Genomic DNA, 23,456 nt, shown 5'->3' on the forward strand with positions numbered 1-23,456 from the left:
AAAGGTTACTCGCGAGTTATATTTGGGTGCTCGTAACCGCAAGCACCGCCGCTGCGCCGGCGACGAAAGCCGAACTCGACCCTGGGAGCCGACTCACGTGCGCCGACTGATGACCGGCTATCGGCTGGCCGTGTTCGCACTGACTGTGCTCCTCGCGCTCGTCGTCGTACTCAACGGACTCGGGCACTTCTACACCGACATCAAGCCCGAGGTCTATCTCGCGCCGGGTCGGATGATCCGCCAATACCTGTCCGCATGGACCGGCACGCCATACCTCGGCTCGCCGAACTTCAACGTCGGCCTGGTGCCGGTCCTGCTCGTCACCGGTGCGCTGCGCGGCATCGGCCTGTCGCCGGAGTGGACGTTCAAGGTCTTCCACTTCGCGCTCTGGCTGGCGACCGCTTGGGGGACTGCGCGACTGACCCGCCGGCTCCTGCCTCGCGGCGGAGTGTGGGCCGGGCTCGCGGCGGGCGTGTTCGTCCTCGCGAACCCGTACACGATCCAGGCCGGCAGCACCCTTGCGATCGCACTGCCCATGGCGCTGCTCCCGTGGTCGCTGCTCGCCTTCGTCAACGCGCTGTCGGAGCCGGGGGACCGGTGGTTCTCCTGGCGCGGGCTCCGCTGGCCGGCGGTGTTCGGGCTGGAGTTCTTCGCCATGAGCGGTATGAACGTCGCCGTGGTGCCGATCTTCCAGTTGCTCGGCCTGCTGCCGGTGCTCTGGGTCGCGCGGCGGGTATGGCGCCTCCGGTGGCCGGTGATCCTCGGTGCGCTGGCCAAGTGCGCGGTCTTCGTGGTGGGCGTGTCGCTCTACTGGCTGATCCCCGGCTTCGGTGCCATCGCGACCGGCAGCCAGATCGTCGAGGAATCGGAGTCGCTGACCGGCATCGCCAAAGTGTCGTCCTTCCCCGAGGTCCTCCGTGGCATGGGGCTGTGGTCGCTCTACGGGCAGGACAACCACGGCGCGTGGGTGCCGCAAGACGCGGTCTACTTCACCAGCACCACGGTCATGGTGCTGACCATGCTGTGGCCGGCGCTCGCGTTGCTCGCCATGCGCTGGCTGCACGGCGCGGCACGTGTGGTCGTCGCCGGCACGGTCGCTGTCGCGGCGGTGACGATGGTCGGCATGTTCCCGGCGGCCGGGCACGCGGCGTCACCGTTCGGCGTCGTCTTCCACTGGCTGGTCGAGTTGCCCGGCATGGGAGCGTTCCGGACGCCCAACAAGGCGGGCGCCCTGCTTGCCCTGGCTTTCGCGATCGCACTCGGTGCGGGCGCCGCCGCCGTCGGCCCCCGGGTGATGCGACGCGACGGGCTTGCGCCCATCGCCGCCGTCTCCGTCGCGATGCTGTTGATGGCATGGACACTGCCGGCGCTGACCGGCCGGCTCTACACCTCGCCGATGGACATCCCCGGCTACTGGAAGCAGGCCGCCTCGGCCATCGACCGTGGCAACCACGAGGCAGCCGTGCTCTTCCTGCCCGGACAAACCCGGGCGGCATACCGATGGACCCTCGACCGGCCCGACGACGTCGCCAACTCGCTCTTCGACCGGCAGGTGATCCTGCCGGAGACCAGCCCGAACGCCTCGCCGCCCGGCGGCAACTTCCTCGCCTCCCTGGACTCGACCCTCGAGAACGGTGTCGTGCCACCCGGCATGATTTCCGCCTACGCCCGCTACCTCGGCGCCGACACCGTCCTGATGCGACACGACACCGACTGGGAGGACACCGACGGCGTACGGCCCAGCGTGCTCTCGGCGATCGCCGCCCAGGACAAGGGCTTGTTCGGCGTCGCCAACTACGGCCTACCGGGTGAGTATGTCGCCAGCGGTGACAGCTCCGCCGAGGAACGCCAGCTGCCGCCGCTGCAGCGCTATGCGGTGAACAACCCGACGTCCAGCGTCCGGGTGGAGTCCACGAAGCACGCACTCGTGGTTGCGGGCGACGGCTTCTCCGTGCCGGCGATGGTGAGCGCCGGACTGCTGCGCAGCACACCGAGTTTCCGCTACGCCCAGGACCTGAGCGCTGCCCAGCTGGCCGACGACCTGGGCAGCGGACACACCCTGGTGCTGACCGACACCAACGCCCGGCGGGACGCCATCGCCAACCGGTTGTCGAACAACCAGGGTCCCCTGCTGGCCGCGGATCAGCCGCTCGGCGTGACCCGGACGCTCGGGAACGACCCGGACGACCAGACCGTCCTGGAACGAAGCGGCGCCACGGTGACGGCCACCTCCGAGGGTGGAGCGTTCTTCGACCAGCCCTACGCCGTGCCGGAGAACGCCGTGGACGGCGACCCCACCACGTCCTGGTTGTTCGGAGACTTCCGCCGAGCGCCCGGCAACCGGCTGATGATCACCGAGCCGACACAGCACGAACTCGGCACGATCCGGATCGCCCAGGCACAGATCGGCAGGGTGAAGATCGACAAGGTGACCGTCCGTGCCGGCGGCAGATCGGTGACGCGCCGGCTCCCGTCGACCGGCTACGCCGACTTCCCGATGGGCGGCACGACCGCCAAACAGGTCACCGTCACGATCGACTCCATCCGGGGCAAGGGCTACAACCTGGTGGGCCTCACCGACGTGCAGCTGCCCGGTCAGCCCGCGATCCGGTCGGCGCGCGCGCCGCTCACTTTCGACCGGCTCTACCAGCGACTGAGCCCCGCCGTGCGGACCGCGTTCGACGCCACCCCGCTGGACGTGTTGCTGACCCGGGAGCAGGGCACGTCCGACCCGTATGACGACTCCGAGACGCAGCTACGTCGGGTCGTCAGCCTTCCGGACAGTCGCACCTTCCACGCGACCGCCGCCGTCCGGGTCGACGGATCCCTCGAGCCGATCTACGACAAGCTGGCCGGCCTGTCGTCCGCTGTGCGGGCCACCTCGTCCGACTTCTACTTCCGGCTGGCGGGGACGCGGGCCGCGATGGCCGCCGACGGCAGCTCGTCCACGGCGTGGCAGCCCGGCGGGAAGCTCGTCGGAGCCTGGTGGCAGCTCGCCGGGCCGGAGCGGGACATCACCTCCGTCAAGGTCACCCAGCAGTCCGGGGCCGGGGACACCTCCAACCCCGCGGACCCCTATGCCAAGCACGTCACCATCACCGTCGACGGCAAGCAGGTCGCCACCGCCGTGCTCAAAGCGGCCGGCACCACGCGGATCGCCATCCCGAAGGTCAACGGAAAACCGGTGCGCGGCAAGAAGATCCGCATGACCATCGACTCCATCACCGGGAACGGCAGCGGAGTGCCGCCGCGCTTCCCGTCGATCGACACGGGCCTGCGGATGCGGCAGCTGAATCTCGGTCCGGTCGCCCACGCTGGCACGTCCGACCCCCGGTGCTTCACCGTTGCAACGGTGGACGGCGGGCCGATCCGGATGCGACTCACCGGCGCGCAGCTCAGCAGCCCGTCCGATCAGGGCACCAGCTGGGCGCTGTGCGGCTCGCTCCACCTGGCGAAGGGCACGCATCGCATCGAACCGGTCGCCGGCTTCACCCTCGACAACCTGCAGCTGACCGACGCGCAACGAGCCGCGGCGCCGGTCTCGACCGGGCAACCGGTCACCCACATCAGGGATGACTCGAGCACGCAGAAGACGCTTCGCGTCACGACCGACGGGCCGGCAGCCATCGTGCTCGGTCAGAGTCTGGCGCCGGGGTGGCACGCGACCGCCAACGGCACAGACCTCGGCGAGCCACAGCTGATCGACGGCTACTCCACCGGCTGGCTGCTGCCGACGGCCGGGAAATACACCATCCGGATCAGCTACCGCCCGCAACTGCGTGCCGATGTCGCCCTCGGCATCAGCGTTGCGGTGCTGCTGCTCGCGATCGCGTTGGTGATGTTCCCGTTCCTGCGGAAGTTGCGCCGGGCCGAGGACGCGGACCCGGACGATGCGGAACTCGATGACGAAGACTTGGACCTGTTCTATCTACGGCTGGCCGACCTCGGGCCGGTCGATGGTGCCGTCGAGCGGCTGATGAGTATGTCCGGGCCGCGCAAGAGTGCTGCTGCCGGCCCCGGGCATCGAGAGAGTGCGGTGGGACGCAACCTCGGCATGAGTGACACGTGGCAGCCACGGGCGCCGCGACGCACCTCTGCGAACGTCCGGCCGCCACGGCGGACCAGCCGCATCGGGCGCACGCCGTTGCCCCGGCCGGTGCTGGAGGCCGGACTGATCCTGGTGGCCGGCTTCTTCGTCGGCTGGGCCGGCCTGGCCGCCGGCGCCATCGTCGTCGCGGTGCTGCGCCGACGGCGCTCGATCCCGTCCTGGTGGCTGCAGCTGGCCGGCGCCGTGCTGTTGCTGGTGGCGATGGGCGTCTACCTGCTGGTGCTCGGTGATGCTCGAGGCACGCTGAGCGCGGACGGTGTGGCACGCAGCATGTGGCCGCACTGGCTCGCCGGGGCCGGCCTGGTGATCGGCTTGGTCGGTGCCCTACGTCGGGCGGACGGGGCGACCGCCGATGAATGATCAGCCGCTGGTGTCCGTCGTCGTGCCCACGCGCAACAACGCACGGACCATTCGCGCGTGCCTGCAGTCGGTGCGCGACCAAAGCTACCCGCACGTCGAGCTGCTCGTCGTCGACAACGACAGCACCGACGAAACGTTCGATGTGGCAGTGGAACTGGCCGATGTCGCGGTCACGGGCGGCCCGGAAAGATCAGCGCAGCGCAATCTCGGCATCAAGAAGGCGCAAGGCCAGTGGGTGCTCTGGCTGGACAGCGACATGGTGCTGCCAGCACGGAGCATCGAGCAGGCCGTCGCGACCGCGGTGTCGACCGGGGCGACAGGGGTCGCGCTGCCGGAACGCACGATCGGCGACGGCTTCTGGACGGCGTGCCGCTCGCTCGAGCGCGCGTGTTACCTCAACCAGCCGTGGCTGCACAACCCTCGGCTGGTGCGTCGCGACTACTTGCTCGCCCAGGGCGGGTTCCACCTGCAGATGTCGGGCCCCGAGGACGCCGACCTGCGCCTGCGGATGCGCGCGGAGGGCCGCGGCATCGAACTCGCGCCGGTTGTCGTCGACCACGACGAGGGCCGGCTGACGGTCCGCGACGTGGTGCTCAAGCGTTACTACTACGGGCGCAGCATCCCCGCCTTCGCAGGGCAGCACGAGGGCGCAGTGGGGGCACAGGGCCGAGCGGTCCTGAAGGCGTATGCCGTGAACTGGCGTCTGCTCGCACGTGATCCGTTCCACGCGACCGGCATGGTGGTGCTGCGTGGCCTGGAGGTCCTCGGCTACACCGCGGGAGCGCGTCGTGGCAAGAGGGACAGGGCGCGGCGGAAGCCATGAGCCGCAGAATGTTGTGGGTGTCGCTGCCGGATCAGCGCCCTCGGCGGGAGCTCTACTGGATGAGTCGCATGCCCGGCACCGACGTCACCGCGCTGGCCGCTCAGGAGCCGGTCGGTGACATCACCTGGGTGCCGAGCAGCTACCGCCGGCCGGTCAAGCGCTTCATCGAGGCGGGTGCGCTCGCCTGGGTCAACGGGCTGCAGAAGCAGCGGCCGGCGGCATACGACTGGGTCACGACCCTGGAGCTCTGCTCACTGGTCACCGGTCAGGCCAGCCGCTGGCGACGCGGGAGTCGGGTGCGGCAGGCGGTCGTGAGCTGGGAGAACCTCTCCCGGCAGCCGCTCTACCGGATCCCGCCCTACAAGCAGGCGCTGGACTCGGCCCGCGACGCGGACCTCTTCTTGTGCATGATCGATGCCGCACGAACCCACTTGATCGACAACGGTTTTCCGGCCGACCGGATCCGCGTGGTCAAACCCGGCGTCGACACCGAGGTCTTCACCCCGGCCGCCGCACCGACGCACGATCCGGTCGTCGTGTTCTGCTCGCCCCTCGCGCCCAACAAAGGCATCGACCGGGTGCTGGACGCGATGCGGCTGGTGCGTGCAGAGGTGCCGGAGGCCCGGCTCGTCGTCGCGGGAAACGGCCCCCTGCGTGGCCTGGTCGAGCGCGCCGCGGCCGACCCCGCGACCGGGGTCCAGCTTGCCGGGCAGCTGGACTCGCACGGGGTCGCCGACCTGGTGCGCCATGCGGCGGTCTTCTGTACCGCACCACGGCCGACCTGGAAGTGGACCGAACAGTTCGGCCTCGCCTACCTGGAGGCACAGGCGTGCGGCATCCCGGTGGTGACGACTCGGTGCGGCACCAACGACGAGGCGGTGCGGCCGCCCAACGTGTTGGTGGACGACGACGCCGAGGCGTTGGCGGCCGCGCTGGTCACCCAGCTGACCGACCGCGAGCTGCGGCTGCGCATCGGCGCGGCCAACCGCGCCCGCATCCTTGCCGAGCACGACCTGGCCACCCAATGTGCCCGGATGGGAGCGGCATTCGCCGACATCGAGGCGCAAGGCACCCCATGACGCGGGTCGGGCGGCGCGGCATCGGCGCGATCGTCGGGTTGCTCTGCGGCCTGATCGTGCTCGGCCCTTCGCTCGCTCCCGGCTACATCCTCCGCTACGACCTGGTGTTCGTGCCGCACCTCGCGCTCAGCGATCGCACGCTCGGGGTCGACGGATCGGTGCCGCGGGCCGTGCCCAACGACTTCGTCGTGGCGCTGCTGTCGTATCTCGCGCCGGGTTGGGTCGTCGAAAAGCTTCTGCTGCTGGCTGTTTTCGTGCTTGCCGGAGCGGGCGTCGGTGCACTGCTGCGTAGCCGGCTCGGCGCAGCAGCGGCGGCGCTGGTCTCCTGTTGGAACCCGTATGTCGCCGAGCGGCTCTCGATCGGCCACTGGGGGTATCTGCTCGGCTACGCGTGCGTGCCGTTCCTGGCACGTGCCGCTGCAGCGGTCCGTGCGGGGCGGCCGCGCGCCCGCGGCAGGCTCGGTGTGTGGCTGCTGCTCAGCGCAGCCACCGGCTCGACCGGTGCGGTGTTGGGGTTGATCGCGGCACTGGCCGTGCTGATGATGCCGGCTCCCGGCGGCCGCGGCAGACCTCGTGTGGGCGAGTTCGTCTGGGCACTCGTGGTTTTCGTGCTCGCCAATGCAACCTGGTGGTTCTCCTACCTCGTCCTCGCACCGACCCGCTCGACGTCCCGTCTCGGTGTCACGGCGTTCATGTCGAAGGCCGACACACCGTGGGGTGTCGCCGGCTCGCTGCTCACCGGGGGCGGCATCTGGAACCAGGGCGTGTGGCCGGCCGAACGCAACTCGGCCGTGGTCTCCAGAGCGGCGCTGCTGGTCGTGCTGCTCGCGGTGGTCCTCGCGGTCCGTGATCGGGTATGGCGAGCCGCCCCCCTGCTCGCCGGGTTGACGCTGGCCGGGCTGGTGGGGCTGCTACTCGCGGCGGCCAGCGCGTTTCCGGTCGGTCGCGGCGCGGTGACGGCCCTGGTCACCGGCGTGCCCGGCGGCGGGTTGCTGCGTGACGCCCAGAAGTTCGTCGGTCTCTGGATGGTCCTGGTCGCGGTACTGGCCGGGCGGCTCGTCGAACGCGTGCGGTCCCTCGGGGTCGCGGCCGGCGTGGACCGCGCCGGTGCGGTCACCGTGGCCGCCCTGGTCGCGTGCTGGCCTGTCGCCACGCTGACCGGGCTGGCGTGGGGTGCCGGGGGATCCCTGAGCGCGGTCGACTATCCCTCGTCATACCTGCGGACCGCGGAGCGGATCAATGCGCTGCCGCCCGGTGCGGTCGCGGTCTTCCCATGGAGCCTCTACCGGCGGTACGCCTTCGACCAGGACCGGGTGCTGCTCGACCCCTGGCAGCGGCTGCTCGACCGTGACGTGCTCGTCAACGACGAGCTTCCGCTGGCCGGTGGCACCGTCGTGCCGGGGGAGAGCCCGCGCGCCGCCCGGATCACTGGAGCGGTGCGATCCGGTCGCCACGTGCTTCCCGCGCTGCGAGGTGCCGGTGTGCGCTACGTGCTGGTGCAGACCGACCAGCCGGTGGCGAGCGGGGTGCCCGACCTGCGCGGCACCCACCGGATCGCCGTCGACGGCACCCTGCGGCTCTATGACCTGGGCAGTGCGCAACCGCACCCGGCGAATCGCGGGGTCGACCGCTACACCGGCTGGGCGCTGGCCGGCCTGTCGCTCGTTGTCGTCGGCGCGCAACTCGTGGCGGAAGGATTGCCACGCAAGGACTGACTGATGGGTAACATGAGGTCGAACGGCGTCAACCGAGAGGGAAGCGATGGGCGAGTCCAACAAGAAGATCCTCTACAACGTGGGCGGAGCCGTCGTCGGCGCGGTCCTCGCGACGGTGGCGATCTTCGGCCTGATCGCGCAGCAGGGATCGGTCACCCAGCCGCAGAAGTTCTCCTCGACGATCAACTACAACCAGTAGGTCGCGACACACGAGGCAAGGGGCGGTCATCCGGTGGATGACCGCCCCTTCGGCCGGTATACCGCCCGAGGGTGAGGAGTATGCCGGTCAGAAGTTGGCAGCGACCGGTGTCTCGTCCTCGAGCCCGTCGTCGGTCCCACTCCCATCGGCCCGGGCGCCACGCCGATCGGCCACGATTTCCCGGACAGAGCGTAGTCGCGAGACCCGAACGGACGGCTGCTCCGGCCGCGGCGCCAGGCCGAGCACCGACTTGAGGGTGAGCTCGAGGGCCTTGCCGCTGCTGGCCCAGTCGAAGCTCAGCGCGTGCAGGCGCGCGCCGCGGCCCAAGGTCGTGCGCAGCTCGTCGTCCCGCAGCAGCACGTCGACCTGCTCACACATCTCCTCGGGTGTGTGCGCCAGCAGCCCGGTCGCACCGTGCTGGATCGACTCGGTCGGTCCGCCGGCGTGCGCGTAGGCGACCGCCGGCGTCTCGTGCAGGCCCGCCTCGACGATGGTGAGGCCCCAGCCCTCCTTCTGCGAGGGCATCAGCATCAACCAGGACCGACCGAGCAGGCGGTGCTTGGTCGCATCGTCGACGAACCCGTGGAAGTCGACCCGGTCGCGCACCCCGCGCTCGGTCGCGTGCCGCACCAGGTCGTCGCGCCAGTAGCCGGTACCGATGACGTCCAGTCGCAACTCCGGGTGCGCGGGTACGAGCTCGGCGAGAATGTCGATCGCGGTCTCCACCTGCTTGTGCGGCACCAGGCGGCCGAGCACGGTCAGCACCGGGGTCGGGCACTTCGGATGCATCAGACCGCTCTCCAGCTCCGCGGGCCGGTCGTTGCCCGAGTAGACGACGTCGATCCGGTGCTGCTCGATGCCCAGGCCCATCAGGTCGGCCCGGCTCGCCTGGGACACCGTGACATAGCGCGACTTCCGGTAGACCCGCGGCGCGACCTTGGACTCCAGGAACCAACCGAAGCGTGCCAGCCGGGGCCCGAAGATCACATGCCACTGGTCGCGGTGCACATGGTGCATCACGTTGACCACCGGGCAGCCGGCGAGCAGCGGAGTCCAGAACGGCACGCCGTTCTGGACGTCGATCACCACGTCGTAGTCGCGCCGGTGGCGCGCGGCATACAGCAGACCGGCGAGGTAACACGTGAAGCGGCCGCCGCTGCGCAGTACCCGCACGTCGCCGTGGTCCTCGACCGGCTTCGCGCCCGGGAAGCGGCTGGTGAAGATGGTGACGCGGTGGCCGAGTTCGGTCAGCACCTCCGCGGTGCGTTCGGTGAACGTCTCGGCGCCGCCCGCCTCGGGATTGTCACGGTCCCGCCACGTCAGGTAGAGCACGCGCAACGGTGAGCCTGCCATCTCCGGACGTGCACGCACGAAGTCTCCTCACGCGGGGAATGCGGTGCCCGACATGTCGTCCGAGCACCGGTACAGTAGCGTCGAATGCTACCCGTTGGTAACACCCGTTGGTAACTGGAGGACTTCCGTGTTTCGTCCGGCCGACGAGTGCTGCGAGATCTGCGGGGGTATGACGGGCCGCCGGCCGCTGCGCGGTGGCGGAAGCGTGCGGCAGTGCGGGACCTGCGGCCACCTCACGCGAACGCTCACGGAGGCACCGGCCGGCCATCGCGACCACCCCTACGGCGGCGAGCCCACCCTGGACGCCTGGCGGCTGGCGCTGACCTTCCGGACCCTGACGGCGAGCGGTGTGCCCCGGTCCGTCTTCGAGGTGGGTTTCGGCGCCGGCTTGCTGCTGCGTCGCTTCCTGCAGGCCGGCGCCTCGGTCGGGGGCACCGACCCCGACCAGCTCGCGATCGGCGTCGACCCGGTGGTGCGCGCCCGCGGCGATCTGCACAGCGAGCCGATCGAGGACCTGGACCCGACCGGGCGCCAGGTGGAACTGGTCTACGGCATCCATGTGCTCGAGCACGTCCTGGACCCGGTGCGCACGCTCGAGCACGCGGCCGCCCTGCTGCAGCCGGGCGGCACCGTGCAGTTCCTCACGCCGGCCGGTGACAGCGACGGCCTGCGCCTCTACGGTGCCGCCTGGTGGATGCTCGAAGACCCCACCCACGTGCGGTTCTTCAGCGCCGAGAGCCTGCGCCGCGCCGCCGCATCCGTAGGCTTGGCCGACGTGCGCGTGACTCGACCGGTGATGGACAGCCTGGTCACCGATGTCGCCAGCCTCGCCCGACGCGTCCGACCACGGACACGGCCGCACGGCATACTCGCCGAACGTCCCGTCCTGCTGGCCGGGCTGGCCAGCGCACCCCTCGTGCTCGGGGCGCGCGCCATCCGACCGGCACTGCGGCCGACCCTGCATCTGACCGCGCGGAAGGCTGGCTGATGGATCGCGGCATCGGCCGGTCGGTGCGGTTGTTCCGCGCCTTCCTCGTCGAGCAGTCCGAGCCGCACGTCTTCTACGGTGCGCTGGCCGGTGACTCGTGCGAGCTGCTCCGCGAGCTCATCCCGCTGGACGGTGCCCACGTCCTCGACGTCGGTGCCGGACCCGCCGAGTTCGCGCACGCGTTCCGCGCCGCCGGCGCGACGTACGTGCCGATCGACCACGACCCGACGGTGCCGTCGGTGCACGACGGCGGGGTGGTGGCGACCGCGGAGGCGCTCCCGTTCGCCGATCGAAGCGTCGACGTGGTGTTCAGCAGCAATCTCTGGGAACACGTGCGGCGTCCGGAGCACGCCGCCGACGAGATGGTCCGCGTGGTGCGCCCGGGCGGCCTGGTGTTTCTGTCCTACACCAATTGGCTCTCGCCCTGGGGCGGCCACGAAACCTCGCCCTGGCACTGGCTCGGCGGGCAGCGCGCGGCGCGTCGCTACGCCCGCCGGCACGGGCACCCGCCGAAGAACACCGTGGACAGCACGCTGTTCCGGGTCAGTGTTGCGCAAGGGCTGCACTGGGCGCGACAGCAGCCGGACGTGGACGTGCTGGTCGCGCGCCCGCGCTACCTCCCGGACGGGGCACGGCACGTGCTGCGTGTGCCCGGCCTCCGGGAGTTCGTGACGTGGAACCTGTTGCTGATCCTGCGACGCCGGTGAGCGAGTTGCAGACCGTGTATGACGAGCCGGCCGCCCCGCCCGCGCCCGATTTCCGGCCACTGCTCGACCGTGTCCGGCTGCTGCTCATGCTGGCCGTCTTCGTCATCCTGCCGTGGCTGGTCTCGTCGGGACGCACCGAGCCGGACACCAAGATCGACCTGACCATCTCGCCGTGGCGTTACCTCGGTCGCTCGCTCGACGCGTGGAACAACCACGCCGGGCTCGGCGAGCTGCAGAACCAGGCCTACGGCTACCTCTTCCCGATGGGACCGATCTTCGGGGTCTGCCGCTCGCTCGCGGTCCCTGCGTGGGCGACCCAGCGGATCTGGTGGACCGTGCTGCTCGTGATGTCGTTCCTCGGCGCTCACCGACTGATCCGCCGGCTCGGTGTTGCCGGCCCGCTGCCTGCGATCGCCGGAGGCGCGGCATACGCCCTGGCACCGCGGATGCTCACGGTCCTGCCCGTCATCTCGATCGAGGCCTGGCCGATGGCGCTCGCACCCTGGCTGGTGGTCGCGGTGCTGCCGTTGGTCCGGCGGGAACTCGGCCGGGCGGCCCTGATCCGCGCGCTCGCGCTCGCGGGTGCGCTGACCGCGGCACTGGGCGGCGTCAACGCCACCGCGTCCGGGATCGTGCTGGCGCTGCCGTTCGCCTTCCTGCTCACGCACCCGGTCGCGCGACGCCGGCTCGCGCTGTGGGTCATCGCCGTCCTGCTCGGCGCGCTCTGGTGGCTGCTGCCGCTGCTGGTGCTCGGCCGGTATGCCTACCCCTTCCTGGACTACATCGAGACGGCGTCGATCACCACCGCCGTGACGTCCGTGCCGAACGTGTTCCGGGGCGCCGACGACTGGATCGCGTACATCCTGGACAGCGCGGATCACCCTGTCTGGCAAGGAGGTTGGGTGCTGGCGCAGTCGGTCACCGCGATCATCGCTACTGGTGTGGTGGCGGCCGTCGGGGTCTGGGGACTGCTGCGGCAGCGTGGACATCTGGCGCGCTGGACGCTGTGGTGCGCGGTCGGGGCGGTGATGTTCTTGAGCCTCGGGCACGGCGGCAGTGCCGGCAGCCCATTCTCCGGGCCGGTCCGAGACCTGCTGGACGGGTCGCTCGCGCCGTTGCGCAACGTCCACAAGGCCGACCCGATCCTGCGGCTGCCCTTGGTGATCGGCCTCGCGGCGGTGCTGGACCGCGTCTCGGTGTCGGCGAAGACGCGTGACCGGTTCGTGCCGGCGGCGATCGCGCTGGCCATCGCGGTCGCCGCCACGCCCATCTGGCAGGGACGCGTGGGCGCCGCCGACGCGTATGCCGCCATACCGACGCAGTGGACGCAGGTTGCGCACCGGATCGACGCTGCGGCACGGGTTTCCGGTGGATCGACCATGCTGCTGCCCAACTCGCGCACGCCGACCTACACCTGGGGGTCGACGACCGACGAGCCGTTGTCCGCGCTCGCGATCTCACCTGTGGTCACGCGGGAGGCGGCACCGCTCGGCATCCCGGGGTCGACCCGGATCCTGGACGCGGTCGACCAGCTCGCCGCGTCGGGGGAGGCGCAACCCTCGCTCGCCGCCGGACTGGCCCGGCTCGGCATCACCCGAGTGGTATTGCGGCGCGATCTGGCGCCGTCGGTGCAGGCTCAGCCCTGGCAGCGCGTCGAGCGGACGCTGCGCTTGTCGCCCGGGTTCCGGGTCGCGGCGAGTTACGGCACGGGGGCCTCGTCGCTCACCGTGTATGACGTGGCGACCGGCGTCGCCCAAGGCGCCACCGTCTACGGCACCCCGCCGGTCACCGTTGCCGGCGGCCCCGAGTCGCTCTTCCCGCTGTATGCCGCCGGCCTGCTCGCACCGAGTCAATGGATGCAGCTGGAGTCGGCGACCTCGCAGCACCCGGACGTCGTCACCGACACGATGCCGTGGCGGGCGTACAACAACGGGGTACCAACGGCTTTCGCCTACAGCCCGGTGTTGACGCGCACTGACGCCGAGCCGACGAGGATCGGCGCGAAGGATCTGCCGCCGGCGACCGATGCTGCCGAGCAGCCGGCGCGAGAGTGGATCGGCTGGCAGGACGTCCAGGTCTCCTCGTCGGCAGCGGATCCGTTCACGCGGCACTACCTCGGCGTTCGGGACGGCCCGGCGGCCGCGTTCGACGGCGACGAGGGGACCGCGTGGCTGACCGGCGATCACGAGCGCACTGCGTGGCTGCGGGGGACGTTGCGCGCGACGGACGTCTCCCGTGTTTGGCTGCGGCTGGCCGGTCCGCCACAGAATGCGACGCTGCCCGACCGCCTGCAGGTGGTCGTGGGCGGACACAGCCGCACGATCGCCGTGCGCGGCCGCACAACCCTCAGCGTTCCGGTGCCGCGCACGAGTGCAACCTCGGTCGAGGTCCGGCTGTCGGCTCCAGGAGACGCGATCGACCCGGTGCTCGGCATCGTCGAAATGCGCGCCGCCGGAACGACTCTCGGATCGGTCATCGACGTGCCGCAGTCCGTCGTCCTCTCCACACAGACGCTGCTGCTCAGTCGGCTGCCGGAGGACGGGGCGACGATCACCCGGCAGGTGCACCTGACCGGTGACGCGCAGCTGCGCGGCGTTGTCTGGCTGCGCTCGACCGGTGCGGCCGTGCCGACGACGTGCGGTGCGGCGGGTTCGGTCGCGGTGCGGTCGATCGGCCGCACCGCGCGAATCCCCTTGCAGCTAAAGGGTGGACCAGCGAAGCGAGGAGCCCTCGTCGAGGCCACCACCTGTCAACGTCGGTCGAGCGGCGTGGGTGGAAGCGCTGGTCGAGTGCCGGAGGAGCGAAGCGGGGGAGGTGTATCGAGACCAAGCACCGAAACCATCACCATCACCGGATCGCGCGGTCTGGCACCGCAATTCGCGAGCTTCGNGAAGCGCTGGTCGAGTGCCGGAGGAGCGAAGCGGGGGAGGTGTATCGAGACCAAGCACCGAAACCATCACCATCACCGGATCGCGCGGTCTGGCACCGCAATTCGCGAGCTTCGGCAAGAACCCGGCGGCCGCGAGCAGCGCCCGCAGTGTCACCGCCGTCACCAGCGACTCCGGCAAACGCACCGTCGCGCTCGGCGCCGGACCGGCCGGAATCGTGGCTCTGCACGAGGGATTCAACGCCGGCTGGCAGGCGACGGACAGCACCGGTCACCGGCTCCGGCCCGTCGAGGTCGACGGCTGGCGGCAGGGCTTCCGCGTGACCAGCACCGGATCCGACACCGTCACCATGCGCTTCACGCCGACGACGCCACAGCGACTCGGGCTGCTCCTCGGCGGCCTTGTCGCACTCGCGTTGCTACTGATCTTCTGCGCCGCGGCGATGGTCTGTCGGCGAGCACGTGGTCCGGCACCCCACGTCGGTCGAGTATCGATGGGGGAGCGAAGCGGAGGAATTGCGTGTCGAGACCACGTGCATCGCCCATGTGGTCTCGATACGGCCTCCGCTGGCGCTCCGGCCTACCCTTCGACACGCCCGTCGCAAGCTCCGGGCTACTCAGGACGGCGCTCGACCGACGTGAGAGGCGTGGTCGCGGCGGTGCTCGTGGGTTTCCTGGTGGCGGGGCCGGCCGGCGTGCTTGCCGGCCTCGTCGCAGCGGTGACACCGTGGCGGTGGCTGCGTCACACCGCGGTCGGCGCGCTGGTGACGGCATGTGTGGCGCTGGCGTCCCTCGGTGTCGTCGATGCGCAGTCCGCCGGGGCAATCGCGGGTCAGCTGCTCGCGACGGTCACCCTTGCCGCGCTGGCACGCGCGGCGTGCGGGTCCGGCGGTGCACCTGTCGGAGCACCGGCTGCTCCAGCAGCGCCGCCGACGCCCACGCGATCAGCACGCTGAAGACGAGCACCGCGAAAAGCACCGCACTGAACGGCCCGGTGAAGAGCGCCCAGCCGGACGCCAGATAGATCACCTGCAGCACCAGCACGTGCCAGAGGAACACGCCGTACGAGACGTCGCCGGCGAAGCGGGTCGCCGGCGATTCGGCAACCGCCAGCCACCGTTCGTCCGACGGTCCGCGCACGGCGGCCAGCAGCAGGAGGAGGGCGATCAACGTGTAGAGCAGTTCCTTGGCCGTCGCTTGCCCGACGGTCGGCGCGTGCAGGTCGCGCGGACCGGCAATCCCGCTCGAGGCAATGAGGTAGACGACCGCCGCGGCACCCAGCCAGGTGCCGACACCGACGGCACGCAACCGGTCCAGCTGCCCGGTCTGCACAGCCACCGCGAGCACCGCGCCTGCCCCGAACCACGCGGCATGGCCGAGCACGCTCGTCCCCAGCACGCCGGCGTGCGAGGTGGGATTCGCGTGCGTCCACGCCGCCGTCGCACCTTGGATCCCGACGCCCGCCACCACGGTGGCCGCAAGGACGGCATACACCGCCCGCGGCGACCGCTGCAGCAATCGCCCGAGGGCAGCGCCGATGACCGGCACCAGCACGTAGAAGGTGACCTCGGTGGTGAGGCTCCACGTCTGGCTGAACGACTGGTATGACGTGTCGGCATACGCCTGCACCAGCAGCAGATGCGCGACCAGTTTCCGTGCGCCGCCGACCCCGCCGCCACCGACCGCACCCCACGTCCCGGCCACGACGACCACCCCGGCCAGCGCGAGCAAGTAGGCCGGCAGGATGCGCGCGGCCCGACGCACGACATAGACGCGCATCTCCTGCGGTGCCGCCACGCCTGCGCCCGCCGCGATCCACGGCCGTAGCAGCAGGAATGCGCTGATCGCGAAGAACACTGCGACCCCGCTGTCGCCCCGCGCCAAGAGCCCGCCCGACAGGTCCAGACCGTCCGCACCGGTCCAGAAACCGACGTGGGACAACAGCACGAGCAGAGCTGCGAGCCCACGCAGGCCGTCGATGAGGCGATAGCGGGTCACGCATCCTCCGTCGTCGAGTGTTCGGCAGCTACTCTGCAGTAGATTCCACCCGCCCGCATCTTCCGGAAGGCCGACACACGGGATGACCGCACGCGATGACCTGCTGCCGTCGGACGGAGCGATCGACCGCAGCCGGCCGGTGCTCCGCGCACGAGCACCGCTGCGCATCTCGTTCGCCGGTGGCGGCACCGACGTTACGCCGTTCCCCGAACGAGAGGGCGGCGCGGTGCTGTCGGCGACGATCTCGGCGTTCGCGTTCAGCACGCTACGGCCGCGCACCGACGGGCAGGTGACGGTCCGCTCACTCGACTACGGCACCGCGATCGACTTCGGCATCGACGAGCCGGTGGAGTACGACGGCAAGCTCGATCTGCCGAAGGCCGCGATCAAGCGGGTCCGTGACATCGAGGGCGCGCGGGCGTCCGGCGGGTTCGACCTCTTCCTGCACACGCAGGCGCCGCCGGGCTCCGGTCTCGGCTCGTCCAGCGCCGTCATGGTCTCGGTCATCGGGCTGGTCGCCCAGCACTGCGGCCTGGACCTCACGCCCTACGACGTCGCTGAGCTGGCCTACCGGCTGGAGCGCGAGGACCTCGCCATACCGGGTGGCTCCCAGGACCAGTACGCCGCCGCCTTCGGCGGTTTCAACTACATCGAGTTCAAGCCCGAGCAGGTGATCGTCAATCCGCTCCGCGTGCGGGACGACACGGTGCACGAGCTGGAGCACAACATGCTGCTGGCGTTCACCGGCAACACGCGGGTGAGCGACCACATCATCGACGACCAGCGGGCGCGTTACGAGACCGGCAACGCTGAGGCGCTGGAGGGACTCCGCGCGCAGAAAGAACTCGCCGAGCGGATGAAAGTCGCGCTCGTGCGCGGCGAGGTCGACGCGTTCGGGCGCCTGCTCGGCGAGGCGTGGACCGAGAAACGCAAGATGTCCGAACGCATTTCGACACCGTTGATCGACAAAGCAGTGACCACCGCGCTCGATTGCGGAGCGCTGGGTGGCAAGGTGACCGGTGCGGGCGGTGGGGGACACTTGGTGTTCGTGTGCGAGTTCGAGCGGCGGCACATCGTCGCGCAGAAGCTGCTCGCGCTCGGGCTGACGCTGTCGGAGATCACCTTCAGTCAGCACGGGGTCACCACCTGGAGAGGACAACACTGATGCCGGACGGTCACGCACTGCACGAGGTACCGCCCCAGCACCGCGGGCCGGCGATCTCCGACCGCCAGCGGATCGGGCTGGCCGCCTGGGCGGCTCTGGCCCGCGACCTGGCCGAGCCGGGACTCGTCGACCAGGTCGACGCTGCGGGGACTGCGCTGCTCGACGCGCTCGTCGAGGGCGGCACGCTGCTGGTCGCCGGCAACGGCGGCTCGGCAGCGATCGCCAGTCACGTCGCGGCGGAGTTCATCGGCAAGTGCATCCTGGACCGCGCGCCGCTGCCGGCGGTCAATCTGGCCGAATCGCTCAGCTCGATCACTGCCGTCGCCAACGACTATGCGTATGACGAGACGTTCGCTCGTGGCGTCGCCGCGCTCGGCCGGCCCGGGGACGTGCTGCTCGCGATGAGCACCAGCGGCGCGAGCAAGAACATCCTCCGGGCACTCGAGCTCGCCCGGGAGCAGGGTCTGCTCACGATCGTGCTGACCGGTCGGCGGGGGAGCGACCTCAGCGGCCGGGCCGACCACGTGCTGGTCGTCCCGTCGGACGAGACGCCGCGCATCCAGGAGGCGCACATGCTCTGGACGCACGTGTGGTGCGAGGCTGTCGACGTCGTCTGCCAGGAATGATCACCCCACGAAGTTCTCCCCCGCCCCGGCACCCCACGAAGTTCCTCCCCCGCTCCGCTCCTCCGGATACTTCGCAGGGACCCCGCCGCTCCTCCGATACTTCGCGGGGACCCCGATCGGCAGGGAGCAGTGTCTCCGTCGAGTTTCGGGACACTGAGCTGCTCGGCGAGGACCGCACCCCGATCGCACGACCGGCCGGTGCGGGCGGGTCGCCATACGACCTGGTCCTGCTGGACCGGGACGGGACGCTCAACGTGCACCGGCCTGGTTACGTCGCCGACCCGGACGACCTGGTGCTGCTGCCCGGGGCTGTGGATGCGGTCCGCGCGTGCAACGCTGCGGGAGCTGCGGTGGTGCTGCTCACCAACCAGCGCGGGCTGGCGATCGGTGAGCTGACCCGGACGCAGTTGCTCGCGGTTCACCGCCGGCTGGTTGCGGAACTCGCAGCGGGCGGCGCCCACCTGGACGGGGTGCAGGTGTGCCCCCACGCCGAGGCGACCTGCGCGTGCCGCAAACCTCGTACCGGCCTGCTGCGCGAGGCGTTCCGCAGGGCGCCCTGGGCCGATCCCGCCCGGTGTGTGCTGATCGGCGACCAGCCCTCGGATGTCGCCGCGGCGGAGGCTGCCGGTGTCGCCCCGGTCCTCGTGAATGCAGCGGAATCAGCCCTGGATGCGGTTGTCCGAACGCTGTTTGCAGAACGCGCGTCCGGGTGTGACACAACTCGCACGGATGATGCTACTGTCCGGTAAGTTCCAGTTCATACCCGGAGGTTCAGACAGTGCGGAAATCCGCGATCGTGATCGGATTCGGCGCGTTCTTCGTGACCATGGCGCTGCTCCTGAAGTTCTATGCGTTCGACAAGTTGGCCGTCATACCGCTCGACCAGAACACCAAACAGGTCGCCGTCGACAACAACGCCTACATCTTCGACGCGGGCACCCTGAAGTTCGTGCACACGACCCTGACCACGACGGTCGGCGCGGTCGCCCAGAAGGACGAGAGCAAGCAGTTCGGTCACAACGCGGTCATCTTCAACAGGTGGCAGTTCTCCTCGATCCCGGAGACCAAGACCGCGCAGGAGGCGTTCACCGAGAAGTACGCCGTGGAGCGCCACACCGGCAAGATCGTCAACTGGAGCGGTGACCAGGAGAACGGTCAGGCGATCGAGCACACGGGCTACACGGTCAAGTTCCCGTTCGGCACCCAGAAGACGACCTATCAGTACTGGGACGGCAAGATCGAGAAGACCATGCCGATGAAGTACGCCGGCACCGACACGATCGACGGCCTGAGCGTCTACCGCTTCGAGGGCACGGTCCCGCGGCAGCGGCTGGCCATCTCACCATCGAAGGAAGTTCCGGGTTTTCTGTTCGGCGGAGCGCAGAACAGTCCCGGTGTGAAGGGTCAGTTCTCCTACACCAACCACCGCACCATCTGGGTCGAACCCCAGACCGGCGCCTTCATCAAGGTGCAGGAAAACCAGCAGGAATGGCTCACCGACCCCAAGACCGACAAGTCGGTCGTCGTCCTGAAGACCAACTCGATCTTCGACAACGCGACGGTGCAGTCCAACGTCGACGAATACAAGGGCAAGGCGTCCCAGCTGAAGGCGCTCAAGCTCGCTCCCTGGATCCTCGGCATCCTCGGTCTGCTGCTGATCATCGGGGGCGTCCTGATGGCGCTGCTGTTCGGCCGGGACGGTACCTCTGGTCGCCACCAGGCTACCGACGACTACGATGGCTCCGGCTACGGCGACGACACGGACGGCGGGATCTCCGGACTGCTCCACGACAACTCCGACAAGACGGTCCGGCTCGACAAGGACTCCTGACGGTCTCCGGCGGCGGTCAGCAGCCTCACCCGTTGCCGGCTGTGTGCGGCAACGACGGCGTGCGGGTCACGAAGATCGCGGTGCCCGGGATGACCCGCCCCCGAGTGGGCGACCAGCCGCCCCACACCTGCCGGTTGCGTTCCGGCCACTCGGGTTCGACCAGATCGACCAGGATGAGTCCGGCTGCGACGATCTCGCGCACGCGGTCGCCCAGCGTCCGGTGGTGCTCGACGTAGGTCGCGGCGCCGTCATCGCCCTCCTCGACATATGGCGTGCGGTCGAAGTACGACCGGTCCGCGAACAGCCCCTCCGCCCCGGGCGCGTCTGGGAACGCCCAGCGGATCGGGTGCGTGGTCGAGAAGACGAAACGCCCGCCGGGACGGAGGACCCGCGCCGCCTCGCGCATCACCGCGGCACTGTCCGCTACGAACGGCACCGCGCCGTATGCCGTGAAGACGACGTCGAAACATGCATCCGCGAACGGCAGCGTTGTCGCATCGCACTGCGCGAGGGGGAGGCCGACGTCGGCTCCGGCATCGATCGTCACGGCCTGGCGCAGCATCCCGGCGGACAGGTCGGTCGCCACGACGCGGGCGCCACGGGAGGCGACATACCGGCCGCCCTGCGCCGCCCCGCAGCCGATCTCCAGCACGTCCCGGCCGGCCAGCGGTCCGAGCAGTCCCAACTCGGTCTCGGTGAAACCTTCCGGGCCCCAGACCAGTTCGCGGTCGCCGAGGAAGCTGCCGTGCTCGGCGTAATAGGCGACCGCCTCGTCGTCCCACCAATCGCGATTGGCGGCCCGGGTTTCCGCAGAACCGGCCGATCGCCGTCCGACTCCGAAGGCGTCCATGTCCGAATTCAATTCCCTTCGCCACCCCGACTTCGTGGGGACCCCAGCCAGTTCGTGTCCTCGGTGCGGTCGGCGCTCTTCGTGTTGCCTCATGTCAAGATGCCCGCGTAGGGGTCTTTTGACCCAGCTGTGGACGGCCCGATAAGATCAACACGCGCACGCATGTGCGTGTGAGGGGTTCCATCTCGGCACTACGTCGGCGGCGGGGTTTCTCGCCGATGACGCGCCGGCACCGCTGATTTCCCGTCAGCTAGCGGACGCCATTCACATTTCAACACATTGTCCATCTCTAGTGTCCACCGAAGGTTTCCTACTACATGACTGCCACTACCACCTCCCAGGTCGCGATCAACGACATCGGATCCGAGGAGGAGCTGCTCGCCGCGATCGACGCGACGATCAAGCACTTCAATGACGGCGACATCGTCGACGGTGTCATCGTCAAGGTCGACCGGGACGAGGTCCTGCTCGACATCGGCTACAAGACCGAGGGCGTCATCCCCTCGCGTGAGCTGTCCATCAAACACGACGTCGACCCCGGCGAGGTCGTGGCGGTCGGCGATGAGGTCGAAGCCCTCGTTCTCCAGAAGGAGGACAAGGAAGGCCGCCTCATCCTCTCCAAGAAGCGTGCGCAGTACGAGCGCGCCTGGGGCACCATCGAGACCATCAAGGAAGAGGACGGGGTCGTCACCGGCACCGTCATCGAGGTCGTCAAGGGCGGCCTCATCCTCGACATCGGCCTGCGCGGCTTCCTGCCCGCGTCGCTGGTCGAGATGCGTCGCGTCCGCGACCTCCAGCCGTATGTCGGCAAGGAGATCGAGGCCAAGATCATCGAGCTGGACAAGAACCGCAACAACGTGGTCCTGTCCCGTCGCGCCTGGCTCGAGCAGACCCAGTCGGAGGTCCGCACGACCTTCCTCAAGGAGCTGCAGAAGGGCCAGGTCCGCTCCGGTGTGGTCAGCAGCATCGTCAACTTCGGTGCGTTCGTCGACCTCGGCGGCGTCGACGGTCTGGTCCACGTGTCCGAGCTGTCCTGGAAGCACATCGACCACCCGTCCGAGGTCGTCGAGGTCGGCGACGAGGTCACCGTCGAGGTGCTGGACGTCGACATGGACCGCGAGCGTGTCTCGCTGTCGTTGAAGGCGACCCAGGAAGACCCGTGGCAGCACTTCGCCCGCACCCACGCGATCGGCCAGGTCGTGCCGGGCAAGGTCACCAAGCTGGTGCCGTTCGGTGCATTCGTCCGCGTCGAGGACGGCATCGAGGGTCTGGTCCACATCTCCGAGCTGGCCGAGCGTCACGTGGAGCTGCCGGAGCAGGTCGTCCAGGTCGGCCAGGAGATCTTCGTGAAGGTCATCGACATCGACCTCGAGCGTCGCCGCATCTCGCTGAGCCTCAAGCAGGCCAACGACGACGCCGCTGCCGCGACCGAGTTCGACCCGACCCTCTACGGCATGGCCGCCGAGTACGACGAGCAGGGCAACTACAAATACCCCGAGGGCTTCGACGCGGAGTCCGGCGAATGGCTCGAAGGCTTCGAGGCCCAGCGCGAGAAGTGGGAGAAGCAGTACGCCGAGGCGCACGCCCGCTACGAGTCGCACCAGGCGCAGATCGAGCAGGCTCGCAAGGACGACGCCGACGCCGCGGCCAGCGCCGCTTCGGGCGGCACGTCCTACTCCTCGGACTCCCGCGACAGCGGCAGCTCGTCGAGCACCAGCGCGCCGGCCGCTCCGGCCGAGGGCACGCTGGCCTCGGACGAGGCTCTCGCCGCCCTGCGCGAGAAGCTCACCGGCAACTGATCGGCTGACCGTCGGTTGTAGCTCAACAACCAAAGGCCCCCGGAATCCTCGCGATTCCGGGGGTCTTTGCTGTGCGACGCGGACCATCAGTCCCGGGCCGAAGGACCGACGGTCGGTCTGTGGGGGCGCTCCCTGGCCTGCCGGCCACCCGCATCAGGAAGATCCCGCGGACGCACCTGGCGAGGCTCGCCGGCAGCTGACCGTTCACTAGAGTCGTCGGGTGCTCTATGTGGGACTCAGCGGCGGCATCGGCTCCGGAAAGTCAACCGTCTCGGCACGATTCGCCGAACTCGGAGCCGTCGTGATCGACGCCGACCGGCTCGCCAGGCAGGTGGTGGAGCCGGGCAGTGACGGACTGACGGAGATCGCCGCCCGCTTCGGTGCCGACGTGCTGCTGCCGGACGGATCACTCAACCGCGCCGCTCTCGGCGCGATCGTCTTCGCCGACGAGGGGGCGCGGCGTGATCTGGAGGAGATCACCCATCCGCGGGTCCAGGAGCTGACGACGCAGCTGCGCGATGCCGCGCCGCGCAACGCCATCGTGGTGCACGACGTGCCGTTGCTCGTGGAGGCCGGCCTGGCGCCGGACCACCACCTCTGCGTGATCGTGGACGCCGCGGAGCAGGTGCGCGCCGAGCGGCTGGCCGAGCTGCGCGGTATGACGGCGGGGGAGGCCTCGGCGCGGATCGCCGCTCAGGCGACCGACGAGCAGCGGTATGCCGTCGCCGACGTGCTGCTCGGCAACAACGGCACGCGCGCAGCACTGCTGGAGCAGGTCGATTCGCTGTGGCGAGAGCGACTTTCGCCATACAACGACAATCTGCTGGCCGGTCGTGGCGCAGCCAGGGCAGCAGGGGAGAGCGTTCAGCCGGACACACCGGAGGCCGCGCGCATCATCGCGCGGCTGCGCCGGCAGCTCGCCCGCGCCGGCCTCGGTGACCGGGTCCTGAGCCTCCGGTTCGCGAACG

16 protein-coding genes and 1 pseudogene are annotated in these 23,456 nt (G+C 69.7%); 14 read left to right on the plus strand and 3 right to left on the minus strand.

Annotated elements, in window-relative coordinates; genetic code table 11:
* Positions 1-97: 97 nt before the first annotated feature.
* From ACN8HC_RS17085 to ACN8HC_RS17105, 5 genes are read left to right on the plus strand one after another with little or no spacing between them, the layout of a single operon-like run.
* Positions 98-4,468, plus strand: coding sequence for an alpha-(1->3)-arabinofuranosyltransferase domain-containing protein (locus tag ACN8HC_RS17085; protein WP_490076043.1), 4,371 nt, complete (start codon positions 98-100; stop codon positions 4,466-4,468).
* The gene (locus tag ACN8HC_RS17090) at positions 4,461-5,291 is read left to right on the plus strand and encodes a glycosyltransferase family 2 protein (protein WP_490076044.1); all 831 of its coding nucleotides are present in this window, start codon (positions 4,461-4,463) and stop codon (positions 5,289-5,291) included. Before ACN8HC_RS17085 ends, ACN8HC_RS17090 begins: the two co-directional genes overlap by 8 nt.
* Before the next feature lie 8 nt (positions 5,292-5,299).
* The gene (locus ACN8HC_RS17095; protein ID WP_490076062.1) at positions 5,300-6,370 is read left to right on the plus strand and encodes a glycosyltransferase family 4 protein; all 1,071 of its coding nucleotides are present in this window, start codon (positions 5,300-5,302) and stop codon (positions 6,368-6,370) included.
* Entirely contained in the window at positions 6,367-8,085 is a 1,719-nt protein-coding gene (locus ACN8HC_RS17100) for an MmpA family trehalose lipid delivery protein (RefSeq protein WP_490076045.1), read from the plus strand. The genes ACN8HC_RS17095 and ACN8HC_RS17100 overlap by 4 nt, the downstream gene beginning before the upstream one ends.
* 46 nt (positions 8,086-8,131) lie before the next feature.
* The gene (locus ACN8HC_RS17105) at positions 8,132-8,284 is read left to right on the plus strand and encodes a hypothetical protein (RefSeq protein WP_490076046.1); all 153 of its coding nucleotides are present in this window, start codon (positions 8,132-8,134) and stop codon (positions 8,282-8,284) included.
* An 87-nt stretch (positions 8,285-8,371) separates the two neighbouring features.
* Here the strand turns inward: ACN8HC_RS17105 and ACN8HC_RS17110 are convergent, their stop codons facing one another.
* Entirely contained in the window at positions 8,372-9,655 is a 1,284-nt protein-coding gene (locus tag ACN8HC_RS17110; RefSeq protein ID WP_490076047.1) for a glycosyltransferase family 4 protein, read from the minus strand.
* A 109-nt stretch (positions 9,656-9,764) separates the two neighbouring features.
* On the opposite strand from ACN8HC_RS17110, the gene ACN8HC_RS17115 reads away from it, so the two are divergent.
* From ACN8HC_RS17115 to ACN8HC_RS17125, 3 genes and pseudogenes are all read left to right on the plus strand, one after another.
* The gene (locus ACN8HC_RS17115) at positions 9,765-10,625 is read left to right on the plus strand and encodes a class I SAM-dependent methyltransferase (RefSeq protein ID WP_490076048.1); all 861 of its coding nucleotides are present in this window, start codon (positions 9,765-9,767) and stop codon (positions 10,623-10,625) included.
* Positions 10,625-11,332, plus strand: coding sequence for a class I SAM-dependent methyltransferase (locus ACN8HC_RS17120; RefSeq protein ID WP_490076049.1), 708 nt, complete (start codon positions 10,625-10,627; stop codon positions 11,330-11,332). The genes ACN8HC_RS17115 and ACN8HC_RS17120 overlap by 1 nt, the downstream gene beginning before the upstream one ends.
* Positions 11,333-11,418: 86 nt before the next feature.
* Positions 11,419-13,302 (plus strand): annotated as a pseudogene (locus tag ACN8HC_RS17125) (alpha-(1->3)-arabinofuranosyltransferase domain-containing protein); the annotation flags it as partial.
* Between the two features lie 1,766 nt (positions 13,303-15,068).
* On the opposite strand, the gene ACN8HC_RS17130 reads toward ACN8HC_RS17125, so the two are convergent.
* Entirely contained in the window at positions 15,069-16,217 is a 1,149-nt protein-coding gene (locus ACN8HC_RS17130; RefSeq protein ID WP_490076050.1) for an acyltransferase family protein, read from the minus strand.
* Positions 16,218-16,299: 82 nt separating this feature from the next.
* Here ACN8HC_RS17130 and ACN8HC_RS17135 point away from each other — a divergent pair, with 82 nt between their 5' ends.
* Genes ACN8HC_RS17135 through pgfA form a run of 4 tightly spaced genes read left to right on the plus strand, consistent with a single transcriptional unit; the run spans position 16,300 to position 19,839 of the window.
* Positions 16,300-17,382: a GHMP family kinase ATP-binding protein gene (locus ACN8HC_RS17135; RefSeq protein ID WP_490076051.1), complete on the plus strand. Its 1,083-nt coding sequence runs from the start codon at positions 16,300-16,302 to the stop codon at positions 17,380-17,382.
* Positions 17,382-18,008, plus strand: a complete 627-nt coding sequence (locus ACN8HC_RS17140; RefSeq protein ID WP_490076052.1) for a D-sedoheptulose-7-phosphate isomerase — start codon at positions 17,382-17,384, stop codon at positions 18,006-18,008. The genes ACN8HC_RS17135 and ACN8HC_RS17140 overlap by 1 nt, the downstream gene beginning before the upstream one ends.
* Positions 18,005-18,757 (plus strand): D-glycero-alpha-D-manno-heptose-1,7-bisphosphate 7-phosphatase, encoded by a 753-nt coding sequence (locus ACN8HC_RS17145; RefSeq protein WP_490076053.1) that lies wholly within the window; start codon positions 18,005-18,007, stop codon positions 18,755-18,757. The genes ACN8HC_RS17140 and ACN8HC_RS17145 overlap by 4 nt, the downstream gene beginning before the upstream one ends.
* A gap of 29 nt (positions 18,758-18,786) precedes the next feature.
* Complete coding sequence (gene pgfA / locus ACN8HC_RS17150; RefSeq protein WP_490076054.1) at positions 18,787-19,839, plus strand: cell envelope lipid trafficking protein PgfA; 1,053 nt, start codon at positions 18,787-18,789, stop codon at positions 19,837-19,839.
* A gap of 25 nt (positions 19,840-19,864) precedes the next feature.
* Here the strand turns inward: pgfA and ACN8HC_RS17155 are convergent, their stop codons facing one another.
* Positions 19,865-20,689 carry a class I SAM-dependent methyltransferase gene (locus ACN8HC_RS17155; RefSeq protein WP_490076055.1) on the minus strand — a complete coding sequence of 275 codons (825 nt, stop codon included), beginning with the start codon at positions 20,687-20,689 and terminating at the stop codon, positions 19,865-19,867.
* 317 nt (positions 20,690-21,006) lie between these two features.
* On the opposite strand from ACN8HC_RS17155, the gene rpsA reads away from it, so the two are divergent.
* Complete coding sequence (gene rpsA / locus ACN8HC_RS17160) at positions 21,007-22,488, plus strand: 30S ribosomal protein S1 (protein WP_490076056.1); 1,482 nt, start codon at positions 21,007-21,009, stop codon at positions 22,486-22,488.
* Positions 22,489-22,708: 220 nt separating this feature from the next.
* On the plus strand, positions 22,709-23,456 hold a 748-nt coding region (coaE, locus tag ACN8HC_RS17165), incomplete at its 3' end, for a dephospho-CoA kinase (RefSeq protein WP_490076057.1).

It is taken from the genome of Flexivirga sp. YIM B11880 (assembly GCF_058148645.1).

Coding starts and splice junctions, on each gene's coding strand:
- rpsA (WP_490076056.1), top strand. CDS start 21,007: ATGACTGCCACTACCACCTCCCAGGTCGCGATCAACGACATCGGATCC.
- ACN8HC_RS17090 (WP_490076044.1), top strand. CDS start 4,461: ATGAATGATCAGCCGCTGGTGTCCGTCGTCGTGCCCACGCGCAACAAC.
- ACN8HC_RS17120 (WP_490076049.1), top strand. CDS start 10,625: ATGGATCGCGGCATCGGCCGGTCGGTGCGGTTGTTCCGCGCCTTCCTC.
- ACN8HC_RS17095 (WP_490076062.1), top strand. CDS start 5,300: ATGTTGTGGGTGTCGCTGCCGGATCAGCGCCCTCGGCGGGAGCTCTAC.
- ACN8HC_RS17135 (WP_490076051.1), top strand. CDS start 16,300: ATGACCGCACGCGATGACCTGCTGCCGTCGGACGGAGCGATCGACCGC.
- ACN8HC_RS17105 (WP_490076046.1), top strand. CDS start 8,132: ATGGGCGAGTCCAACAAGAAGATCCTCTACAACGTGGGCGGAGCCGTC.
- ACN8HC_RS17155 (WP_490076055.1), bottom strand. CDS start 20,689: ATGGACGCCTTCGGAGTCGGACGGCGATCGGCCGGTTCTGCGGAAACC.
- ACN8HC_RS17145 (WP_490076053.1), top strand. CDS start 18,005: ATGATCACCCCACGAAGTTCTCCCCCGCCCCGGCACCCCACGAAGTTC.
- ACN8HC_RS17100 (WP_490076045.1), top strand. CDS start 6,367: ATGACGCGGGTCGGGCGGCGCGGCATCGGCGCGATCGTCGGGTTGCTC.
- ACN8HC_RS17140 (WP_490076052.1), top strand. CDS start 17,382: ATGCCGGACGGTCACGCACTGCACGAGGTACCGCCCCAGCACCGCGGG.